Annotated in this window: 14 protein-coding genes; 7 read left to right on the top strand and 7 right to left on the bottom strand. The window is 69.9% G+C overall.

Annotated features, from left to right (window positions below; genetic code table 11):
• Positions 1 to 31 precede the first annotated feature (31 nt).
• The 7 genes from WS46_RS17510 to cobA form a co-directional block, all read right to left on the bottom strand.
• Positions 32 to 730 (bottom strand): fumarylacetoacetate hydrolase family protein, encoded by a 699-nt coding sequence (locus WS46_RS17510; RefSeq protein WP_059537530.1) that lies wholly within the window; start codon positions 728 to 730, stop codon positions 32 to 34.
• Positions 731 to 859: 129 nt separating this feature from the next.
• Positions 860 to 1,801: a helix-turn-helix transcriptional regulator gene (locus tag WS46_RS17505; RefSeq protein WP_059691261.1), complete on the bottom strand. Its 942-nt coding sequence runs from the start codon at positions 1,799 to 1,801 to the stop codon at positions 860 to 862.
• A gap of 126 nt (positions 1,802 to 1,927) precedes the next feature.
• Positions 1,928 to 2,713, bottom strand: a complete 786-nt coding sequence (locus WS46_RS17500) for a YkgJ family cysteine cluster protein (RefSeq protein ID WP_059691260.1) — start codon at positions 2,711 to 2,713, stop codon at positions 1,928 to 1,930.
• Between the two features lie 32 nt (positions 2,714 to 2,745).
• Entirely contained in the window at positions 2,746 to 3,345 is a 600-nt protein-coding gene (locus tag WS46_RS17495) for a uracil-DNA glycosylase family protein (RefSeq protein ID WP_059691259.1), read from the bottom strand.
• A 145-nt stretch (positions 3,346 to 3,490) separates the two neighbouring features.
• Entirely contained in the window at positions 3,491 to 4,534 is a 1,044-nt protein-coding gene (locus WS46_RS17490) for a CmpA/NrtA family ABC transporter substrate-binding protein (RefSeq protein ID WP_059691322.1), read from the bottom strand.
• A 5-nt stretch (positions 4,535 to 4,539) separates the two neighbouring features.
• Positions 4,540 to 5,136, bottom strand: a complete 597-nt coding sequence (locus WS46_RS17485) for an ANTAR domain-containing response regulator (protein ID WP_059537542.1) — start codon at positions 5,134 to 5,136, stop codon at positions 4,540 to 4,542.
• A gap of 156 nt (positions 5,137 to 5,292) precedes the next feature.
• Positions 5,293 to 6,054 (bottom strand): uroporphyrinogen-III C-methyltransferase, encoded by a 762-nt coding sequence (gene cobA, locus WS46_RS17480; RefSeq protein WP_059691321.1) that lies wholly within the window; start codon positions 6,052 to 6,054, stop codon positions 5,293 to 5,295.
• Between the two features lie 675 nt (positions 6,055 to 6,729).
• On the opposite strand from cobA, the gene WS46_RS17470 reads away from it, so the two are divergent.
• The 7 genes from WS46_RS17470 to WS46_RS17440 all read left to right on the top strand — a co-directional run bounded on the left by WS46_RS17470 (position 6,730) and on the right by WS46_RS17440 (position 20,159).
• Positions 6,730 to 8,055 carry an MFS transporter gene (locus WS46_RS17470; RefSeq protein ID WP_059691257.1) on the top strand — a complete coding sequence of 442 codons (1,326 nt, stop codon included), beginning with the start codon at positions 6,730 to 6,732 and terminating at the stop codon, positions 8,053 to 8,055.
• 21 nt (positions 8,056 to 8,076) lie between these two features.
• A complete protein-coding gene (gene nirB / locus WS46_RS17465; protein WP_059691256.1) occupies positions 8,077 to 10,650 on the top strand; it encodes a nitrite reductase large subunit NirB in 2,574 nt (857 codons plus the stop codon).
• A 38-nt stretch (positions 10,651 to 10,688) separates the two neighbouring features.
• Positions 10,689 to 11,036: a nitrite reductase small subunit NirD gene (nirD, locus tag WS46_RS17460; protein WP_059691255.1), complete on the top strand. Its 348-nt coding sequence runs from the start codon at positions 10,689 to 10,691 to the stop codon at positions 11,034 to 11,036.
• 17 nt (positions 11,037 to 11,053) lie between these two features.
• Positions 11,054 to 15,244: a bifunctional nitrate reductase/sulfite reductase flavoprotein subunit alpha gene (locus tag WS46_RS17455; RefSeq protein WP_059691254.1), complete on the top strand. Its 4,191-nt coding sequence runs from the start codon at positions 11,054 to 11,056 to the stop codon at positions 15,242 to 15,244.
• Between the two features lie 214 nt (positions 15,245 to 15,458).
• The gene (locus tag WS46_RS17450) at positions 15,459 to 15,893 is read left to right on the top strand and encodes a hypothetical protein (protein ID WP_059537561.1); all 435 of its coding nucleotides are present in this window, start codon (positions 15,459 to 15,461) and stop codon (positions 15,891 to 15,893) included.
• Positions 15,894 to 16,302: 409 nt separating this feature from the next.
• Positions 16,303 to 18,897, top strand: coding sequence for a bifunctional lysylphosphatidylglycerol flippase/synthetase MprF (gene mprF, locus WS46_RS17445; protein WP_059691253.1), 2,595 nt, complete (start codon positions 16,303 to 16,305; stop codon positions 18,895 to 18,897).
• Entirely contained in the window at positions 18,894 to 20,159 is a 1,266-nt protein-coding gene (locus tag WS46_RS17440) for a virulence factor family protein (RefSeq protein ID WP_059691252.1), read from the top strand. Before mprF ends, WS46_RS17440 begins: the two co-directional genes overlap by 4 nt.
• Positions 20,160 to 20,177: the final 18 nt, after the last annotated feature.

Genomic DNA, 20,177 nt, shown 5'->3' with positions numbered 1-20,177 from the left:
AACGCCACGTCACATGCCCCCGCACACTGCGTTACGGCTTCGCCCCCATCACGAACTCGAACGTCGCGACGCCGTCGACGCCGCCCGTCACGCGGTCGCCCGGTTGCAGCGCGCCGACGCCGGCCGGCGTGCCGGTGAAGATCAGGTCGCCGGCCTTCAGCTCGACCGAGCGCGACACGTACGCGATCACGTCCGGCACGGCCCAGATCATGTCGGCGAGATCGCCTTGCTGGCGGGTTTCGCCGTTGACCGCAAGCCAGATCCGGCCGCTGGCCGGATGGCCGGTCGCGGTCGCCGCGCGCAGCGCGGTCACGGGGCCGGACGCATCGAAGCCCTTCGCCCAGTCCCACGGGCGGCTCAGCTTTTTCGCCTCGGCCTGCAGGTCGCGGCGCGTGAGGTCGACACCGACGCCATAACCCCACACATGCGACAGCGCCTCGGCCGGGTCGATCGACCGGCCGTCCTTGCCGATCGCGACGACCAGCTCGATTTCGTGATGGAGGTCGCCGGTCAGCGGCGGATACGGGACGGTGCCGGCGGCCGGGACGATCGCGTCGGCCGGTTTCGTGAAGAAGAACGGCGGTTCGCGGTCGGGATCGGCGCCCATTTCGCGCGCGTGGTCGGCGTAGTTGCGGCCGACACAGAACACGCGGCGCACCGGAAAGCGCGCGGACGACTGTTCGACTTCGACGGAAGGACGCTCGGAAGCGTCGATGACGTATGCGGACATCGGATGGCCTCGTTCGATGAAAAGACGGATGCCGTCGCCCGCGCAATCCACCACGGGCCGACATGCATGGAACGATACCCGACGCATGCGCGCCCGGATGCGACGCAACTGCGCTTTAACCGGACAAATCTACGCGTCGCCGGCCAACGTCCCTTCGTCGGCATCCGGCAGCGCGGCGTTCGCGTCGCGGTACGCCTTCGGCGACACGCCGACCCGCGCGCGGAAGCGCCGCGCGAAATACCCTTCGTCCCGGAATCCGACGGAACGCGCGATGTCGGCGATGCGCCGGCTCGTATGCGCGAGCAGCGATTGCGCGAGCGCGATCCGGCGCTCGGTCACGAGATCGGTGAAGGTGCTGCCGGTTTCCTTGCGCACCAGATGCGCGAGGTAGTTCGGCGACAGGAAGGCGGCCTCGGCGGTGGCCGCGAGCGTCAGGTCCTCGCGGGTCAGGTTCGCGCGCACGTGGCGCAGCACGCGCGCGAGCGCGTCGCGCCGGCCCGCGCGCTGGGCGCCGCGCTGCGCAAGCTTGTCGAGCGCGCCCGCGTACTGCGTGCAGACGAGCCCGATCAGTTGCAGCAGGTAGCCGCGCAGCAACGTGGTCGAGCCGAAGGTGCGCACGCGGTCGGCATCGAGCATGCACAGCGCGAGGCGGCGCGCCTCGTCGAAGGCGTCGCCGGTCAGGATGAAGTCGAGATGTTCCTGGAAGCGGAACGGCGTCAGCTCGGGAAAACGGTGCGCGGGCACGTCCTCGAGATCGAGCGGATCGACGTCGAGATCGGCGCGCAGGAACGCCTGGCTGAAGTTGATCACGATGAAGTGCGCGCCTTCCGGATGCGGAATCAGGTGCTCGCGGTGCGGCAGCACGAACGCGAGCGCGCCGCGCGGAAACGGCCGCGTGACGCCGCCGATACGCTGTTCGGTGTCGCCGCCGAGGTTGAACTGGATCTGGAAATACGCGTGCCGGTGCGGCTCGGTGATCGCCTGGCGCGACGCCTGGTCGCGGATGTAGAAATCGAGCCGGTCGCTGCGTTCGGGCATCCCGTACAGGCGCGGCGGGGCGGTGGAGGGCATGAAGGATTCTGCTGTTCGTGACGCGGTTGAGCCGCGATGGTACAGCGAACCGGGCGCGGCCGGAATCCGCGGGCGCGATCCGCATCGGCCGGCGGGGCGGCGCGCACCCGCCCGGCGACGAGTCAATCAGGCGGCCGGATGAAAGCCCAGGTAGCGGCAGCGCGTGCCGGCCTCGTCGGATGCGGCAAGCCGGCTGGATGCGCCGACCGAGCGGAGCGTGTCGGCCGTCGCGCTGCGATTCGTGAGCAGCGTCCATGCCGTCGAGGCGGCCTCGGCGGCGGCCGTCGCGCGCGCATCGTCGAGCAGGCTCAGCGCGGCCAGCAGCAGGTCGGCGGGCGGCGCATGAATCGCGAAGCCTTCGTTCGCGACGGCTGCCGTATCGATGTCGAGCGCCGCGCACAGGCGCGCGCGCAGCGGCGCCTCGGCCGCGCTTGCTTCCCGCGCGCGCACGATGTTCTCGCGCGTGAGCGCGTCGACGATCGTGCCGCCGCGGGTGAGCGGCGCGTGCTGCCACGCGTCGGACGGGCACTGCTTGCCGTCCGGCACCAGCGGCACGAACGGGTTGACTTCGGCCGGGTAGATCCGGCACACCAGCGGCCGTTCTTCGTAGATGCCGCAGCGCAAATCGTCGAGCAGGTTCGGGCATGGCCCGGCATGGGACGCGGTGAGCAGGGTAGTGACGCGCACCGGCAGCGTGCCGCTGAGCGCGGGCGACGAACGGGCGCGCTTGTACGCGGCGAACGCGTCGTCGGCGGCCGGTTCGACGGGCCATGGCATGGCGTCGCACAACAGTTCCACGTGGCCGCCGCGCCGCAGCCAGGCAGTGGCCTCGGCGACGGTCAGCGGAATGCGCAGGTCGTGGCAGCAACGGCCGCAGCCGGTGCATGAAAAGTCGATGTCGTTCTGATTCATTTCGGTAGGGAACGGGGCACGGCCGGCATGCGTCAGCCGGCGATCAGCGGCGCGATGCGCCGGCGCAGTTCGGGCACGATCTCGGCGTCGAACCACGGATGATGTTTGAACCACGCCTGATTGCGCGGCGACGGATGCGGCAGCGGCAGCACGCCGGGGCCGTAGTCGCGCCACGCGTGCACGGTGTCGGTCAGCGTCGCCTTGCGTGTGTCGCGCAGGAAATGCCGCTGCGCGTACTGGCCGATCAGCAGCGTCAGCTGGATCGACGGCAATCCGGCGAGCAGCCGGTCGAGCCACAGTCGCGCGCATTCGGGGCGCGGCGGGTTGTCGCCGCTCGCACCGCGGCCCGGGAAGCAGAAGCCCATCGGCACGATCGCGAAGCGTGTCTCGTCGTAGAACGTGTCGGGGCCGACGCCGAGCCAGTCACGCAGCCGCTTGCCGCTCGCATCGTCCCACGGGATGCCGCTCGCGTGGACGCGGGCGCCGGGCGCCTGCCCGACGATCAGGATGCGGGCGTCGCGATGGGCCCGCACGACGGGGCGCGGGCCGAGCGGGAGGTCGGCTTCGCAGGCGCGGCACGCGCGGATTTCGGTGAGCAGCACGTCGAGCGGCGTGCGCGTTCGTTTCGGCATCGATTCTGAACGGGGACGGAGTGGCGGCACGCACGCAGATGCGTCCATGCCGCACGGCGGGCCGGCGCGGACCGGCGCATCGCGTCAGGCGTTCCGCGGGATACGGCATGGCGCTGCGCGGCGGCTCCGGCAGCCCGTGTCGGGATCACCTGCCCGCCGCATCGCCCTCGGCGACCGCAGCATCATACAACGCCGTCTGCGCGATTGCCGCGGCGATCGCCGCGTCGTCGTGCGTGCCGTCGAGCATGCCCCAGCGCCGGTATTGCAGCAGGAACCAGCGGCCTTCCTGCGGATCCGGCCGGTTCACGGCGCCGCCGTCGTGGAAGCGGATCGGCAGCGGCGGCTGCGCGAACGGCCCCGCGCCGTAGTCGCCGAGCAGGCGCGGCGCGATCAGCCGGGCCGGCACGCCGAGCGCGTCGGGCGACGCGAGCCAGTCGGCCGCGTCGCGACGGTGCGCGGGGTTGTCGAGCCACGCGCACGCATCGACGAGCGTGCGGATCAGCGCCCGCGCGGTGGCCGGATACAGCGCGACGAAATCGCGCCGGGCCGCGAGCACTTTCTCCGGATGATCGGGCCAGATCTCGCTGGTGACGGCGACGGTCCGGCCCGCGCCGCAGGCTTCGGCCACGGCGTGCCACGGCTCGCCCGCGCAGAAGCCGTCGAGCTCGCCGCTCGCGAGCGCCGCGACCATCTCGGGCGGCGGGATCACGACGCTGCGCACGTCGCGCAGCGGATCGACGCCGTGCGACGCGAGCCAGTGGTTCAGCCACATCGCATGCGTGCCGGTCGGGAAGGTCTGCGCGAGCAGCGGCTTGCGGCCGAGCGTCGCGAGCGCCGCGCGGACGTCGCCGCTTGCGCGGTACGCGTCGGCGAGGCCGCGGGCGAACGTGATCGCCTGGCCGTTGCGGTTCAGCACCATCAGCGCGGCCATGTCGGCCTGCGGGCCGCCGATGCCGACCTGCAGCCCGCACACGAGCCCGTACAGCGCGTGCGCGGCGTCGAGTTCGCCGGTCAGCAGCTTGTCGCGCACGGCGGCCCAGGATGGCTGGCGGCACAGCTCCAGCGTCAGGCCGTGGCGCGCGCCGAGATTCAGGTGTTGCGCGACGATCAGCGGGGCGGCGTCGCTGAGCGCGACGAACCCGAGACGAAGATGCGCGCGTTCCGGCGCGGCGGGAGGCGAAGGTTTCATGGCATTCATGACGGGTGGGTCGCATCGAGCAGTTGGCGCGCGACGTCGACGATGCGCTGGCCCTGATCCATCGCGCGCTTGCGCAGCAACGCATACGCATCGTGCTCGGACAGCCTGCGCTGATCCATCAGCAGGCGCTTCGCGCGATCGATCAGCTTGCGTTCGGCGAGCTCGCGCTCGACGTCGGCGAGCCGGCGGCGCAATGCATCGTCGTGCGAGAAGCGCGCGAGCGCGACTTCGAGGATCGGCGCGAGGCGCTCGGCCGACAAGCCTTCGACGAGATACGCGCTGACGCCGGCGCCGACCGCCGCGTGAATCAGCGCCTGGTCGGCATCGTGGCTGAACATCAGCACGGGGCGCGGCGCGGTCGCGTGCATCACGGCGAGTTGCTCGAGCGTGTCGCGCGACGGCGAATCGGTATCGATGATCACGACGTCGGGGCGCTGCTCCTCGACGGCGGCGGGCAGGCGCGCGGGCGTCGCGACGTCGTTGAGCATCTCGTAGCCGAGGCGCGCGAGCGCGTCGCCGAGTTCGCCGATCGGCTTGTCGGTGTCGGTGACGAGCAGCACGCGCAGGCGTGCGGGCGGGACGGACGAACTCATGACGCGAACGGGGACGAGCGAGCGTCGGTGCAACGGTTGAACGGCGATTGCGGGGTGCGCACGGATGTCGACGGATTCAGGGCCTCTCGACCGCATCCCCGACAGCCGGCGCGAACGCCGCTGCGGTGACTGGAATGCCGATGCGGACCGCGCATGCTATGCCGCCCGGAACAGCATCGCTTCGCCGGCGGCATCGGTGCAGTGCACGGCGGCTTCGCCGATCGCCGCGCCGACGAGCATCACCGCCGGGCTGCCGAGCCCGGCTGCCGCGACGCCGCGCGCGAGGCCGCCGAGCGTGCCGGTCCAGCGGCGCTCGTGCGACGTGCCGGCCCATTGCACGGCGGCGGCCGGCGTTGACGCGGGCAAGGCGGCGAGCAGGCTCGCCGCGATGCTGTCGACGCGGCTCATGCCCATGTAGATCGCGAGCGTGGTGCCGGTCGCCGCGAGCGTCGCCCAGTCGGGTTCGCCGTGGTCCTGGCGGTGTGCGGTGACGAACGTGACGCCCTGGCAGTACTCGCGGTGCGTGAGCGAGACGCCGAGGCTCGCGGCGGCCGCGAAGCCCGACGAGATGCCGTTGACGATGTCCACCGGAATCCCGGCGGCGCGCAGCGTCGCGAGTTCCTCGCCGGCGCGGCCGAACAGCAGCGCGTCGCCGCCCTTGACGCGCACGACGTGCGCGCCGCGCAGCGCGTGGCGGCGCATCAGTTTCTCGATGAATGCCTGCGGCGTGGAGCGGCAGCCGCCGCGCTTGCCGACGCGGATCACGCGCGCGTGCGGCGCGAGTTCGACGATGCCGGGCGCGACGAGATCGTCGAGCAGCAGCACGTCGGCGGCCGCCAGCGCTTTCACGGCCTTCAGCGTGAGGAGATCGGGATCGCCGGGGCCGGCGCCCAGCAGCGTGACTTTTCCAGTCGTCATGTCGTGTTCCATTGCCGCGTGCGTGCGAGCGAGCGGCTGTCGATAACGCGTTGTTGCTTGCGGCGGCGGGCGGTCGACGTGACCATGGCATCCGGCCGTGCCGCGCACGGGGGGACGTCGTTGTCCTGATCTGCTGCGCCCGCCTGCGATGGCGGGCCGATTTGCGGGGACTGCCCACCGGCGCCGTTGCCGGTGTGTGGACGGAATTCAGCAATATCCGGGCCAACCTGACCTAGCGCGGCGGCGAGCGCGGCGACATGCGCGGCGCGACGCCCCGGGCGACGGAGGCCGGCACGCATGCGGCAGCGGGGACGCGGCGCACGCGATGCCGCATCGACGTGCATCGCGCCCCGTCATCGCGCACCGCGATGTCGCACGGCGACAGTGCTGCAGCGCACCACATCTGTGCCTGGCTGCATCGCGACGCATCGCGCGCCGCGCACCGCCGCCACGCGCCCGGCGGCCCGCGCGCCTTGTGCGACGGGGCCGCCGGTGCGATTCGGGCCGACATGGCATGGCGTTTGCGTAAGCTCGTCCGGGCGGATCAACGGCGATTCGTCCGCAGTACCGATTACCGACGCGCCCGGAAACGGGCTTCATGGGCAACGGCGTCCTACACATCGGGTCTCGACGAGACCGGGTGTGCAGGACGCCGTTTTTCGTTTGGCGGATGACATGACCGACAAAGCTACCCGTATCGATCTCTTCAGCTTCCGCACCGCGCCGATGCGCGCGTTCCACATGACGTGGATGGCGTTCTTCGTATGCTTCTTCGCGTGGTTCGCGTGTGCGCCGCTGATGCCGCTGATTGCGCGCGAATTTCACCTCACCGCGGCCCAGGTCGCGAACATCAACATCGCCGCGGTGGCCGCGACGATCGCCGTGCGGCTGCTGGTCGGCCCGCTGTGCGACCGCTTCGGCCCGCGCCGCGTGTATGTCGGGCTGCTCGTGCTCGGCGCGATTCCCGTGTTCGCGGTGTCGTTCTCGCACGACTACCTGACGTTCCTGATCTGCCGGCTCGGCATCGGCGCGATCGGCGCGGGCTTCGTGATCACGCAGTACCACACGTCGGTGATGTTCGCGCCGAACGTGGTCGGCACCGCGAACGCGACGACGGCCGGCTGGGGCAACGCGGGCGCGGGCGCGACGCAGGCGATGATGCCGCTGCTCGTCGCCGCCGGCCTGATGCTCGGCTTCGGCGACGACGCGTCGTGGCGCATCGCGCTCGTCGTGCCGGGCGTCGCGATGCTCGCGATGGCCTGGGCGTACTGGCGCTTCACGCAGGACTGCCCGCAAGGCGATTTCGTCGCGCTGCGCAAGCAGGGCGTGACGGTCGACAGCGGCAAGAAGGGCGGCTGGGCGAGCTTCTTCGCCGCATGCGGCAACTATCGCGTGTGGATGCTGTTCGTCACGTACGGCGCGTGCTTCGGCGTCGAGGTGTTCATCCACAACATCGCGGCGCTGTACTACGTCGATCACTTCAAGCTGTCGCTGAAGGACGCCGGCTTCGCGGTCGGGATGTTCGGGCTGCTCGCGCTGTTCGCCCGCGCGCTCGGCGGCTGGCTGTCGGACAAGATCGCCGCACGCCGCAGCCTCGACGTGCGCGCCACGCTGCTGTGCGCGCTGATCGTCGGCGAAGGGCTCGGATTGATCTGGTTCTCGCATGCGCAAGGCATCGGCATGGCGCTCGTCGCGATGCTGACCTTCGGCCTCTTCACGCACATGGCCTGCGGCGCGACCTATGCGCTCGTGCCGTTCATCGATCGCAAGGCGCTCGGCGGCGTCGCGGGGATCGTCGGCGCGGGCGGCAACGTCGGCGCGGTGGCCGCGGCGTTCCTGCTGAAGGGCGTCGGCGACGTGCAGCACACGCTGAGCCTGCTCGGGCTCGCCGTCACCGCGACCGCATTGTGCGCGATGGCCGTGCGCTTCAGCGAAGAACACAAGGCACGCGAGGCCGAGCTGCGCGATCGCGCGCTGGCCGCCGCCAGCGTCGCGAACTGATCGACCGAAGGACACGTCATCATGAAACTCATCGTCATCGGCCACGGGATGGTCGGCCACAAGCTCCTCGAATGCGTCGCTGCGCAAGCCGGCGCGGCGGGCACGCTGCAGGTCACGGTGCTCGGCGAGGAACCGCGCCCGGCGTACGACCGCGTGCACCTGTCGGAATTCTTCGCGGGCAAATCGGCGGACGATCTGTCGCTCGTCGAACCCGGCTTCTTCGAGCGTCATCCGCAGTTCGACCTGCGCCTGAACGCCCGGGTCGCGTCGATCGACCGTGCCGCGCACACGGTCACGCTCGCGTCCGGCGAAACGCTCGCGTACGACAAGCTGGTGCTCGCGACGGGCTCGCGTCCGTTCGTGCCGCCAGTGCCGGGCCGCGATCGCGCCGGTTGCTTCGTGTACCGAACGATCGAGGATCTCGAAGCGATGCAGGCGTGGGGCACGCACGCGAAGTGCGGCGTGGTGATCGGCGGCGGGCTGCTCGGCCTCGAATGCGCGAAGGCGTTGCGCGACATGGGGCTCGACACGCACGTCGTCGAATTCGCGCCGCGGCTGATGGCGGTGCAGGTCGACGACGGCGGTGGCCGGATGCTGCGCGCGAAGATCGAGGCGCTCGGCGTGACCGTGCATACGGGCAAGAACACGCTCGAGATCGTCGACGGCGACGAAGGCACGCACCGGATGGCGTTCGCCGACGGCTCGCATCTCGACGCCGACATGATCGTGTTCTCGGCCGGCATCCGCGCCCGCGACGAACTGGCGCGTGCGTGCGGTCTGGAAATCGGCCCGCGCGGCGGCGTCGCGATCGACGACGCGTGCCGCACGAGCGACGCCGACATCTACGCGATCGGCGAATGCGCGGCCTGGAACGGAATGGTGTACGGCCTCGTCGCACCGGGCTACGACATGGCGCGCGTGGTCGCGAAGCAGCTCGGCGGCGACACGGAAGAAGCGGCCGACGCCGCATTCGCCGGTGCCGACATGAGCACCAAGCTGAAGCTGATGGGCGTCGACGTCGCGAGCATCGGCGACGCGCACGGCGCGACGGCCGGCAGCCGCACCTACCAGTACGCGGACGAACGCCGCCAGGTCTACAAGAAACTGGTGGTGTCGGACTGCGGCAAGTTCCTGCACGGCGCGGTGATGGTCGGCGATGCGGCCGAATACGGCACGCTGCTGCAGATGATGCTGAATCGCATCGAGTTGCCCGAGTCGCCGGAATTCCTGATCCTGCCGTCGTCGGACGGCGCGGCGAAGCCGGCGATCGGTGTCGACGCGCTGCCGGACGGCGCGCAGATCTGCTCGTGCAACAACGTGTCGAAGTCGCAGATCTGCGCGGCGGTGGCGGATGGCGCGACGAGCCTGGGCGCATTGAAGTCGTGCACGGGCGCGGGCACGTCATGCGGCGGATGCGTGCCGCTCGTCACGCAGATCATGAAGGCCGAGATGAAGAAGCAGGGCCTCGCGGTCAACAACCATCTGTGCGAGCACTTCCCGCATTCGCGCCAGGAATTGTTCCATCTGATCCGCGTCGAGCGCATCACGACGTTCGACGAACTGCTCGCGAAGCACGGCCACGGGCTCGGCTGCGACGTGTGCAAGCCGGCGGTGGCGGGCATCCTCGCGTCGTGCTTCAACGAGTTCGTGCTGAAGAAGGAGCATGCGGGGCTGCAGGATTCGAACGACTACTACCTCGCGAACATCCAGCGCGACGGCACGTACTCGGTCGTGCCGCGCATGCCGGGCGGCGAGGTGACGCCGGAAGGGCTGATCGCGGTCGGCCAGGTCGCGAAGAAATACGGGCTCTACACGAAGATCACGGGCGGCCAGCGCGTCGACCTGTTCGGCGCGCGCGTCGAGCAGCTGCCGTCGATCTGGGAAGCGCTGATCGCGGCCGGCTTCGAATCGGGGCATGCGTACGGCAAGTCGGTGCGCACCGTGAAGTCGTGCGTCGGTTCGACGTGGTGCCGCTATGGCGTCGACGATTCGGTCGGCCTCGCGATCGACATCGAGAACCGCTACAAGGGCTTGCGCGCGCCGCACAAGATCAAGTTCGGCGTGTCGGGCTGCACGCGCGAGTGCGCGGAAGCGCAGGGCAAGGACATCGGCATCATCGCGACCGAGAAGGGCTGGAACCTGTACGTGTGCGGCAACGGCGGGATGAAGCCGCGCCATGCGGAACTGCTCGCGTCCGATCTCGACCGCGCCACGCTGATCCGCTACATCGACCGCTTCCTGATGTTCTACGTGCGCACCGCCGACCGGCTGCAGCGCACCAGCGTGTGGCGCGACAACCTCGAAGGCGGGCTCGACTACCTGACCGACGTCGTCGTGCACGACAAGCTCGGGATCGCGGCCGAACTCGAGGCCGACATGCAGCACGTGGTCGACACCTACGAATGCGAGTGGAAGAAGGCCGTCACCGATCCGGAAACGCGCAAGCGCTTCCGCCATTTCGTGAACAGCGACGCGCCCGATGCGACCATCGCGTTCGTCGAAACGCGCGGCCAGATCCGTCCCGCCACACCCGACGAGCGCGCGGGCGGCAGGCCCGTTGCGATTCCCGTCGTCGCCGAACCCGCAACCGTCTGACGCTGACCGACAGCCGCGTCTTTTTCAAGGAGCCCATCATGAACGATCGTCTTCACCTGTCCTGGACCCGCGTGTGCCCGCTCGACGACATCGTGCCGAACACCGGCGTGTGCGCGCTCGTCAACGGCGAGCAGGTCGCCGTGTTTCATGTCGCGCATGCCGAGGAAGGCGGCGTGTTCGCGATCGACAACGTCGATCCGGTGTCGCAAGCGGCCGTGATGTCGCGCGGGCTGATCGGCAGCCTCGGCGAGCGCGTGGTGGTCGCGTCGCCGCTGTACAAGCAGCATTTCGACCTGCGGACCGGCGAATGCCTCGAATCCCCCGAGAAATCGGTGCACGCGTATCCGTCGCGGGTCGAGGACGGTTTCGTGTGGATCGCCGTCTGAGCGCCGACGGAGCACGCATGACCGCCACCTCCGTCAAGAGCGTGTGCCCATACTGCGGCGTCGGCTGCGGAATGGTGCTGCACGTCGAGGATGACGAAGTCGTCAAGGTGTCCGGCGACTCCGATCATCCGACCAACTTCGGGCGGCTGTGCACGAAGGGCTCGTCGGCGCACGTCGCGTTGCGCCGTTCCGGGCGGCTCGACCGCGCGTTCGTGCGGCGCGCGCGCGAGGACGACCTCGTGCCGCTGCCGGCGCGCGACGCGATCGTCGAGACCGCGCGGCGGCTGCGCGCGGTGCTCGACGCGCACGGGCCCGATGCGTTGTCGTTCTACGTGTCGGGGCAGATGTCGATCGAGGCGCAATACCTCGTGAACAAGCTCGCGAAGGGCTTCGTCGGCACCCACAACATCGAGTCGAACTCGCGCCTGTGCATGGCGAGCGCGAGCACGGGCTACAAGCAGTCGCTCGGTGCGGACGGCCCGCCCGGGTCGTATCAGGATTTCGATCGCGCGAACCTGTTCTTCGTGATCGGCGCGAACATGGCCGACTGCCACCCGATCCTGTTCCTGCGCATGATGGATCGCGTGAAGGCCGGCGCGAAGCTGATCGTCGTCGATCCGCGCCGCACCGGCACTGCCGACAAGGCCGACCTGTTCCTGCAGATCCGGCCCGGCACCGATCTGGCGCTGACCAACGGGTTGCTGCATCTGCTGCACGCGAACGGCCGCACCGATGCCGCGTTCATCGATACGTACACCGAAGGTTGGGACGCGATGCCCGCGTTTCTCGCCGACTACACGCCCGAGCGCGTCGCGGCAATCACCGGTCTCGCGGAAGCCGACATTCGCACGGCCGCGCAATGGATCGGCGACGCGCAGGAATGGATGAGCTGCTGGACGATGGGACTCAACCAGAGCACGCATGGCGTGTGGAACACCAACGCGATCTGCAACCTGCATCTCGCGACCGGCGCGATCTGCCGCCCGGGCAGCGGGCCATTCTCGCTGACCGGCCAGCCGAATGCGATGGGCGGGCGCGAGATGGGCTACATGGGCCCCGGCCTGCCGGGCCAGCGCTCGGTGCTGTCCGACGACGACCGGCGCTTCGTCGAAAACCTGTGGCGTGTGCCGGCCGGTACGCTGCGCAAGGACGCCGGCCGCGGCACGGTCGACCTGTTCGAGCGAATGGCGGCCGGCGACATCAAGGCGTGCTGGATCGTCTGCACGAATCCGGTTGCGACCGTGCCGAACCGGCAGAAGGTGATCGCGGGGCTGCAGGCCGCGGAGCTCGTGATCGCGCAGGACGCATTCCTCGACACCGAGACCAACCGCTACGCGGACATCCTGCTGCCTGGCGCGCTGTGGGCCGAGGGCGACGGCGTGATGGTCAATTCCGAGCGCAACATGACGCTGATGCGTGCCGCGGTCGCGCCGCCCGGCGACGCGCTGCCGGACTGGCGCATCGTCGCGGAAGTGGCGCGCGCGATGGGCTTCGGCGATGCGTTCGAGTATGCGTCGGCGGCCGACGTGTTCGACGAGATCGTGCGGTTTTCGAATCCGGCGACCGGCTACGACCTGCGCGGCGCGAGCCACGCGGCGCTGCGCGACGGCCCCGTGCAATGGCCGGTCGCGCCGGGCACGGCGCGCGAGCGGCACCCGATCCGCTATCTGAACGACGGCGTGAGCCAGACGCCGCGCCAGGCGGCCGACGGGCACGACGCGCCGCGTATTGCGTTTCCGACGGCGTCGGGCAAGGCGCGCTTCCTCGCGCGGCCGCACGTCGCGCCGGCCGAACTGCCCGACGACACGTTCCCGATCGTGCTGAACACCGGCCGGCTGCAGCATCAATGGCACACGATGACGAAGACGGGCAAGGTCGCGATGCTGAACAAGCTCAATCCGCGCCCGTTCGTCGAACTGCATCCGGACGATGCGAACGCGCTCGGCATTGCGACGAAGGACAGCGTCGAGATTCGCTCGGCGCGCGGCCGCGCGGTGCTGCCGGCCGTCGTGACCGAGCGCGTGCGGCGCGGCAACTGCTTCGCGCCGATGCACTGGAACGACGTGTACGGCGACGACCTGTGCATCAATGCGGTGACGAACGACGCGATCGATCCGGAATCTCAGCAGCCCGAACTGAAATATTGCGCGGTCGCGCTGACGCGCGTCGACACGGACGCGTTCGCGTCCGCTGCCGACGACGACACGGCGCGACCCGATGCCTCGGCTACCAACGCGCGGCCCGCGCCCGCGTCGGCGCAGATCACGGCTTCACAGGAATCCGACATGGCAGACCTCGACACTTTCGCGGCCGCGCTCGGCGTGGCCGATCTCGCGCCGCCGCCGCTCTCCGATACGGAGCGCCTGTACGTGGCCGGCCTCGTCAGCGGGCTGAAGGCGAGCGCCGGGCGGCGCGACGGCGGCGTGCCGGTGCTGCCGGCCGGCGCGCCGCTCGCGCCGCCGGTGCGGTTCTGGGTCGAGGGGATGCTCGCGGGGCTGTTCAGCCGCTCGGTGCCTGCCCACGCATCGGACGGTGCCGCGCCCGCGCTGCCGTCCGAGGCCGCCGCGCCCGGCGGCGTGCGGATCGTGCGCATGCGGCCGAAGGTCGTGCTGCTGTGGGCGTCGCAGACGGGCAACATCGAGTCGCTGACCGAGGACTACGCGACGCAGCTGATGAACGCCGGCTTCGAGATCCGCACCGCGTGCATGTCCGACTATCCGGTTGCGTCGCTGGCCGGCGCGCAATACGTGCTGCTGATGACGAGCACGTTCGGCGACGGCGACGCGCCCGACAACGGCAGCGAGTTCTGGGATGCGCTGCAGGCCGGCAGCGCCGCGCGCCTCGAGGGCGTGCACTTCGCGGTGCTCGCGCTCGGCGATCGCAACTACGACCAGTTCTGCGGGCACGGCCGCCGGCTCGACGCGCGGCTCGCGGAACTCGGCGCGGCGCGCCTGTGCGCGCGCGTCGATTGCGACGTCGAGTTCCAGCGCGATGCGGACCAGTGGCTCGAACGCGTGGTTGCCCGGATCAAGGAAGCGGATGCCGCGCTGCACGCTGTGCCGTCCGCCGGGGTGAGCGCGTCGGGGCTGCTGCCGACCAAGGCGCATCCGGCGCCGTCGAAGCTCGTCGCGAACCTGCGGCTCAACCGGCCGGGCGCCGCGAAGGACACGCGCTACGTGTCGCTGTCGACCGAAGGCGCGAACCTCGAATACGAAACCGGCGACGCGCTCGGCGTGTGGCCGACCAACTGCCCGGAGCTGGTCGACGAGCTGCTGTCCGTCACCGCGCTGAAGGCCGATGCGCCCGTGTCGGTCGCGGGCATCGGCGACGTGCGGCTCGGCGATGCGCTCGCGCGCCACTTCGACATCACGCGCCCGCATCCCGACACGCTCGCGTTCATCGCGTCGCGCAGCGCGAACGGCGCGCTGAAGGCGCTGCTCGGCGACGATCGCAAGGCCGACCTGAAGCAATGGTTGTGGGGGCAACAACTCGCGGACGTGCTGCACGAGTTCCCGGTCGATCTGTCGGGCACGGAGCTGGTCGGGATGCTGAAGCGGCTGCAGCCGCGCCTGTATTCGATCGCGTCGAGCCCGAGCGCGCACCCGGGCGAGATTCACCTGACGGTGTCGGCCGTGCGCTATCACAACGGCCGGCGCGCGCGCAAAGGCGTCGCGTCGACGTTCCTCGCCGATCGCGCGGATGACGGCCGCGTGCCGGTGTTCGTGCAGAAGTCCGCGCATTTCCGGCCGCCGGTGAACGGCGACGTGCCCGTCGTGATGGTCGGACCCGGCACCGGCGTCGCGCCGTTCCGCGGCTTCCTGCACGAGCGGCAGGCGCGCGGCGCGCGCGGACGCAACTGGCTGTTCTTCGGCGAGCAGCATGCGCAGACCGACTTCTACTACGGCGACGAACTGAGCGCGATGCGCGACAGCGGTTTCCTCACGCGGCTCGATCTCGCGTTCTCGCGCGACCAGGCCGACAAGATCTACGTGCAGGACCGGATGCGCGAGCAGGGCGCCGAGCTGTACAAGTGGCTGGAGGAGGGCGCGCACTTCTACGTGTGCGGCGACGCCGCACGCATGGCCAAGGACGTCGATACCGCGCTGAAGGCGGTCGTCGCCGAGCACGGCGGGATGTCGGACGAAGCCGCGAACGACTACGTCGCGCGGCTTTCGAAGGCGCGGCGCTACATGCGGGACGTGTATTGAGCGCGGGCGATACGGCCGTGCGGGCTTGCCGGCCCGACACGGCGGCCGGCAAGCCGAAACCGCCGGCGGCCCGGGCTGCCGGCGTGGCATCTTCGCGATCATTTCCTCCGGGCGTGCTGCGCGAACGGGCCGGCACCGACGAGCGCGCACGCTGCAGCGATGCGCGGGACGGCGCATGATGACGGCGTCATCCATGCAGCCACGGAGTCGCGTCATGACGGCACGCCGGAATCACCCGCTTCGAACCCTTGCGATCGTCGCATCGCTGGCCGCGGCCGCATTCTGCGGCGCGCCGGCCGTCGGGCAGACGTCGACGGTACCGGCCGGCACGGCCGCCGCGACGCCCGACAACGCGGTGCTCTTGACGGTCTTCCTGAAGCACGACCAGTCGCGCCCGCTCGCCGAGCTGAACGCGCAGCTCGCGAAACAGGGGTTCTACAAGGCGTTTCCGCCGCCGGGCGTCGAGGTGGTGAGCTGGACGGTAGCGATGGGAATCGGGCAGATCGTCGTGCTGCGGTTGCCGGCGTCGCGGGTGCGGGAGGTCAATCGCGTGCTCGAGGACACGGCCTGGGGCGCGTACCGGACGGAGTTCTATCCGACCTACGACTACAAGGCGATCGGGCTCGCGGCGCACGAGCGGGCGAAGTGACGAAGTGACGAAGTGACGAAGGGCGCGGCGCGACGATCCGTCCCTATTCGCTGAAACCCGCGCCCGGTCGCGGTTTTGCCCTCGCTCGCCCGGCCGGGCCGGAGAATTTCTCCCAAATGCATCACAAGTCATTCATCTGATGAGAAAACCCGGTCGGTTCCCGGTATCATGCGCACCTTGCGTGTGTCGAACCCACGATTTTGATGCGGTATTGATGCGCCTCGCGTGCCACAAAACCGCACAATCCGAACTTGAAAGATTCTGTAATATAAATTCCGTATACTCGTAAGTTCTGATCCAGGCGCCGCCTGCCTCCGTCTTCGGCCGACCGCCCACGCAGAACAACCCGATATGTCGCCGCCGGGCCAACCCGCGCCGCGACTCGCTATGCACCACCACTGAACAACCTATGTCTTCCCGCCACCCTGGTTCGCCCGGCCGCGCCGCGGCGGTGATCGCCCGTGTCCGGGCGCTGATCCGCAACGAACGCGTGCTGTCGCCGCTGCTCGCGCTCGGCATCGGGCTGCTGCTGATCGTGGTTTTCCAGCACCTGTCGGAATCCGTCGACTACCGGTCGGTGATCCGCGAGTTGCGTCACATGTCCGCCGAAGAGTGGGGCGCGTCGCTGGCCGCGACGGCCCTCAGCTATCTCGCGCTCGTCGCCCGCGACGCGGTCGGCCTGCGCTATGTCGCCGCGAAGGTGCCGCGCGTCGCGTTGTGGATCGGCGCGATCGCCGGGTCCGCGCTCGGCAACGCGACCGGCTTCGGCGCGCTGACGGGCGGCGCCGTGCGCGCGCGCGTGTACGGCGTGTCGGGCGTCACGCCGGCGCAGATCGGCCGCATGACGGTATTCACGAGCGGCACGCTCGCGCTCGCGCTGGTGCTGATGACGGCGGTCGGCATGGTCTGCGTGCCGCAGACGCTCGCCGCGATGCTGCATGTCGCGCCCGGCGTCCTCACGTGGAGCGGCGCCGCGCTGCTCGTCGTGCTGGCCGTGATGACGATGATGTGCGGCAACACCGCGCGCCCGGTCGTCACGCGCTTCAAGTGGCTCTCGTTCGACGTTCCGGCGCGGCGCGACCTCGTCGCGCAGGTGGTCTATGCGGTGCTCGACGTCGTGGCCGCCGGCCTGACGCTGTGGGTGCTGCTGCCGGCCGCGCCGGTCGGTCTCCCGACCTTCATCACCGTATACGCGGCCGCGCTGCTGCTCGGGATGATCGGCCATACGCCGGGCGGGATCGGCGTGTTCGAAGCGGCGATGGTCTTCACGCTGGGCCGTGAAGTGCCCGCGCATGCGATGGTCGCCGCGCTGATCGCCTATCGCGCGATCTACTTCGGCGTGCCGCTCGTGTTGTCGGCCGGCCTGCTGGCCGGTTTCGAGGGCCGCGCGCTGCGCCGCCGGCTCGTGTCGCGGCAGGCCGCGCGCGTGTCGCAGCTGGCGCCGCTGTTCCTGAGCCTGGTGACCTTCGCGGTCGGCAGCATGCTGGTGATTTCGAGCGCGACGCCTGCGTTCTGGTACCGGATCGCGATCCTGCGCAACATCGTCCCGTTGTGGGTGCTCGAAGGCTCGCAGGTGATCTGCAGCGTGCTGGGCGTCGCGTTGCTGTTCGTCGCGCGCGGGCTGCTGCGCCGGCTCGACGGCGCATGGTGGATGACCTTCGCGCTGACGCTCGCGAGCCTCGCGCTGTCGCTGGCGAAGGGCCTCGCGTTCGTCGAGGCCGGCGTGCTCGGCACGCTGCTGGTGCTGCTGCTCGTCAGCCGCCGCCGCTTCAACCGGCATTCGTCGCTGCTCGCCGAGCGCTTCACGGTGAGCTGGTTCGTGTCGGTGACGATGGTGCTGATCCTCGCGGTGTGGGTGCTGTGCTTCGCGTTCCGCGACGTGCCTTACACGCGCGATCTGTGGTCGCATTTCTCGTTCGACGCACGCGCGCCGCGGGCGCTGCGCGCGACGCTCGCGGCCGGCGTGTTCGTCGCGATGTTCGCGCTGTGGCAGCTGCTGCGGCCGGCGCCCGGACGTTTCGTGAAGCCCGCCGAGCAGGACCTGGTCGACGCGGAGCAGATCATCCGCGCGCAGGAATGCAGCGATGCGGGCCTCGCGCTGATGGGCGACAAGTCGTTCCTGTTTTCCGAATCGCGCCGCGCGTTCCTGATGTACGCGAAAAACGGCCGCACGTGGGCCGCGCTGCACGACCCGGTCGGGCCGCGCGAGGAATGGCCGGCGCTGATCAGCAAGTTCATCGCGCTGGCGCACGCGCACAGCGGCCGCGCGGCGTTCTACCAGGTGCGCGCGAATGCGCTGCCGCTGTATCTCGACGCCGGGCTCACGCTGATGAAGCTCGGCGAGGAAGCCCACATCGCGCTCGACCGGTTCGACCTGAAGGGTTCGAACCGGTCGCACCTGCGCTATGCGCTGCGCCGCGGCGACAAGGACGCGCTGACGGTCGAGGTGATCGCGCCGTGCGACGTGCCGGCCGCGCTGCCGTCGCTGCGCGACATCTCCGACGGCTGGCTCGACAGCCGCGACGCGCGCGAGAAGAGTTTCTCGGTGGCCGCGTTCCACGACGGCTATCTCGCGACGCAGTCGGTGATGCTCGTGCGCCAGGCCGACAAGCCGATCGCCTTCGTCACGTTCATGACGACCGACCTCAACACCGAGGCGACGGTCGGCGTGATGCGTCATCTGCCGGACGCGTCGCCGTATGCGATGGAGTATCTGTTTACGCAGCTCGCGCTGCATCTGAAGGAAGCGGGATTCCGCAAGCTGAGCCTGGGCATCGCGCCGTTCTCGGGGATGGGGGCGGCGAAGATGCCGTCGCCGTGGCACCGGTTCGGGCTGATGGTCTGGCGCTTCGGCGGCCGCTTCTACAACTTCCGTGGCTTGCGTGCATTCAAGAGCAAGTTCGAGCCGCACTGGGAGCCGCGCTATCTCGCGGCCTCGGGCTCGGTCGGCGTGTTCGTCACGCTCGCGGATCTGTCCCTGCTGGCTGGAGGTCGGCGTTCATGATGTTGAAGAAGGGTATCGCGCAGGCGGCGCTCGCCTGTGCGGGAATGATGTTGGCCGGCGCCGCGCTCGCGGCGCAGCCGGAAACCGTATCGGGCGGCCGCTACGGTCCCGTGACCGTGACGAAGCCGGGCGGCCCGCTGCGCGGCTTCGTCGTGCTGTTCTCGCGTGAGCGGGGCTGGGGCGCCGCCGACCAGCAGGCGGCCGATGCACTCGCGAAAGCGGGCGCGATGACCGTCGGCGTGGATTCGGAACGCTATGCGGCGAACCTCGCCGCGAAGCAGGAAACCTGTCATCACCTCGACGGCGACGCCGAGGCGGTCAGCCACCAGCTCGAACGCCTCGCGCAATCGGCGCGCTATTACACGCCGATCGTCGCGGGCATGGGCCAGGGCGGCGCGATCGCGAAGCAGATCCTGTCGATGGCGCCGGAAAACACCATCGCCGGCGTCGTGTCGGTCGCGCCGGCGGCGAAGCTCGATGCGCGCTTCAAGCCGTGCCCGCCCGATCCGACGATCGTGCGCCGCGCGATGCCGGGCTTCGTCGAAACGGCCGCGGCCGGCGACACCGCGAAGCTCGTGTCGCTCGTCACGTCGCACCTGCATGACACCAGCAGCAGCGACGAGCTCGACGTGTCGGACCTGCCGCTCGTCGAGCTGCCGGCCAAGGGCGGCAGCGACCGCCTCGCGATCGTGATCTCGGGCGACGGCGGCTGGCGCGATCTCGACAAGACGATCGCCGAGGCGCTGCAACGCGACGGCGTGTCGGTCGTCGGCATCGACAGCCTGCGCTATTTCTGGAGCGAGAAGCCGCCCGCGCAGGTGAGCCGCGACCTGGCGCGCGTGATGCGCACGTACATGGCGCGCTGGCATGCGAACCGCGTGGCGCTGGTCGGCTACTCGTTCGGCGCGGACGTGATGCCGTTCGCATACAACCGGCTGCCGGCCGACCTGCGCGACAAGGTCGCGGTGATGTCGCTGCTCGGCTTCGCGCCGGCGGCGGACTTCCAGATCCGCGTGACGGGCTGGCTCGGCATGCCGGCGAGCGACAAGGCGATGAAGGTCGCGCCGGAAATCGCGAAGGTGCCGCCGCAGCTCGTGCAGTGTTTCTACGGCGCGGAAGAGAAGGACACGATGTGTCCGGCGCTCGCGAATACCGGCGCCGACGTGATCAAGACGGGCGGCGACCACCACTTCGGCCACGACTACATCGCGCTCGAGAAGAAGATCCTCGGCGCGTTCGGCAAGCCGGTGGCGGCGCGCTGAACGCCGGCGCCCGCTTCG

This window comes from Burkholderia sp. RF4-BP95 (genome assembly GCF_001521985.1).
In the GTDB taxonomy this organism is placed as follows: domain Bacteria; phylum Pseudomonadota; class Gammaproteobacteria; order Burkholderiales; family Burkholderiaceae; genus Burkholderia; species Burkholderia diffusa.
The sequence above is the reverse complement of the archived record's forward strand: the minus strand, read 5'-3'. Positions and strand labels throughout refer to the sequence as shown.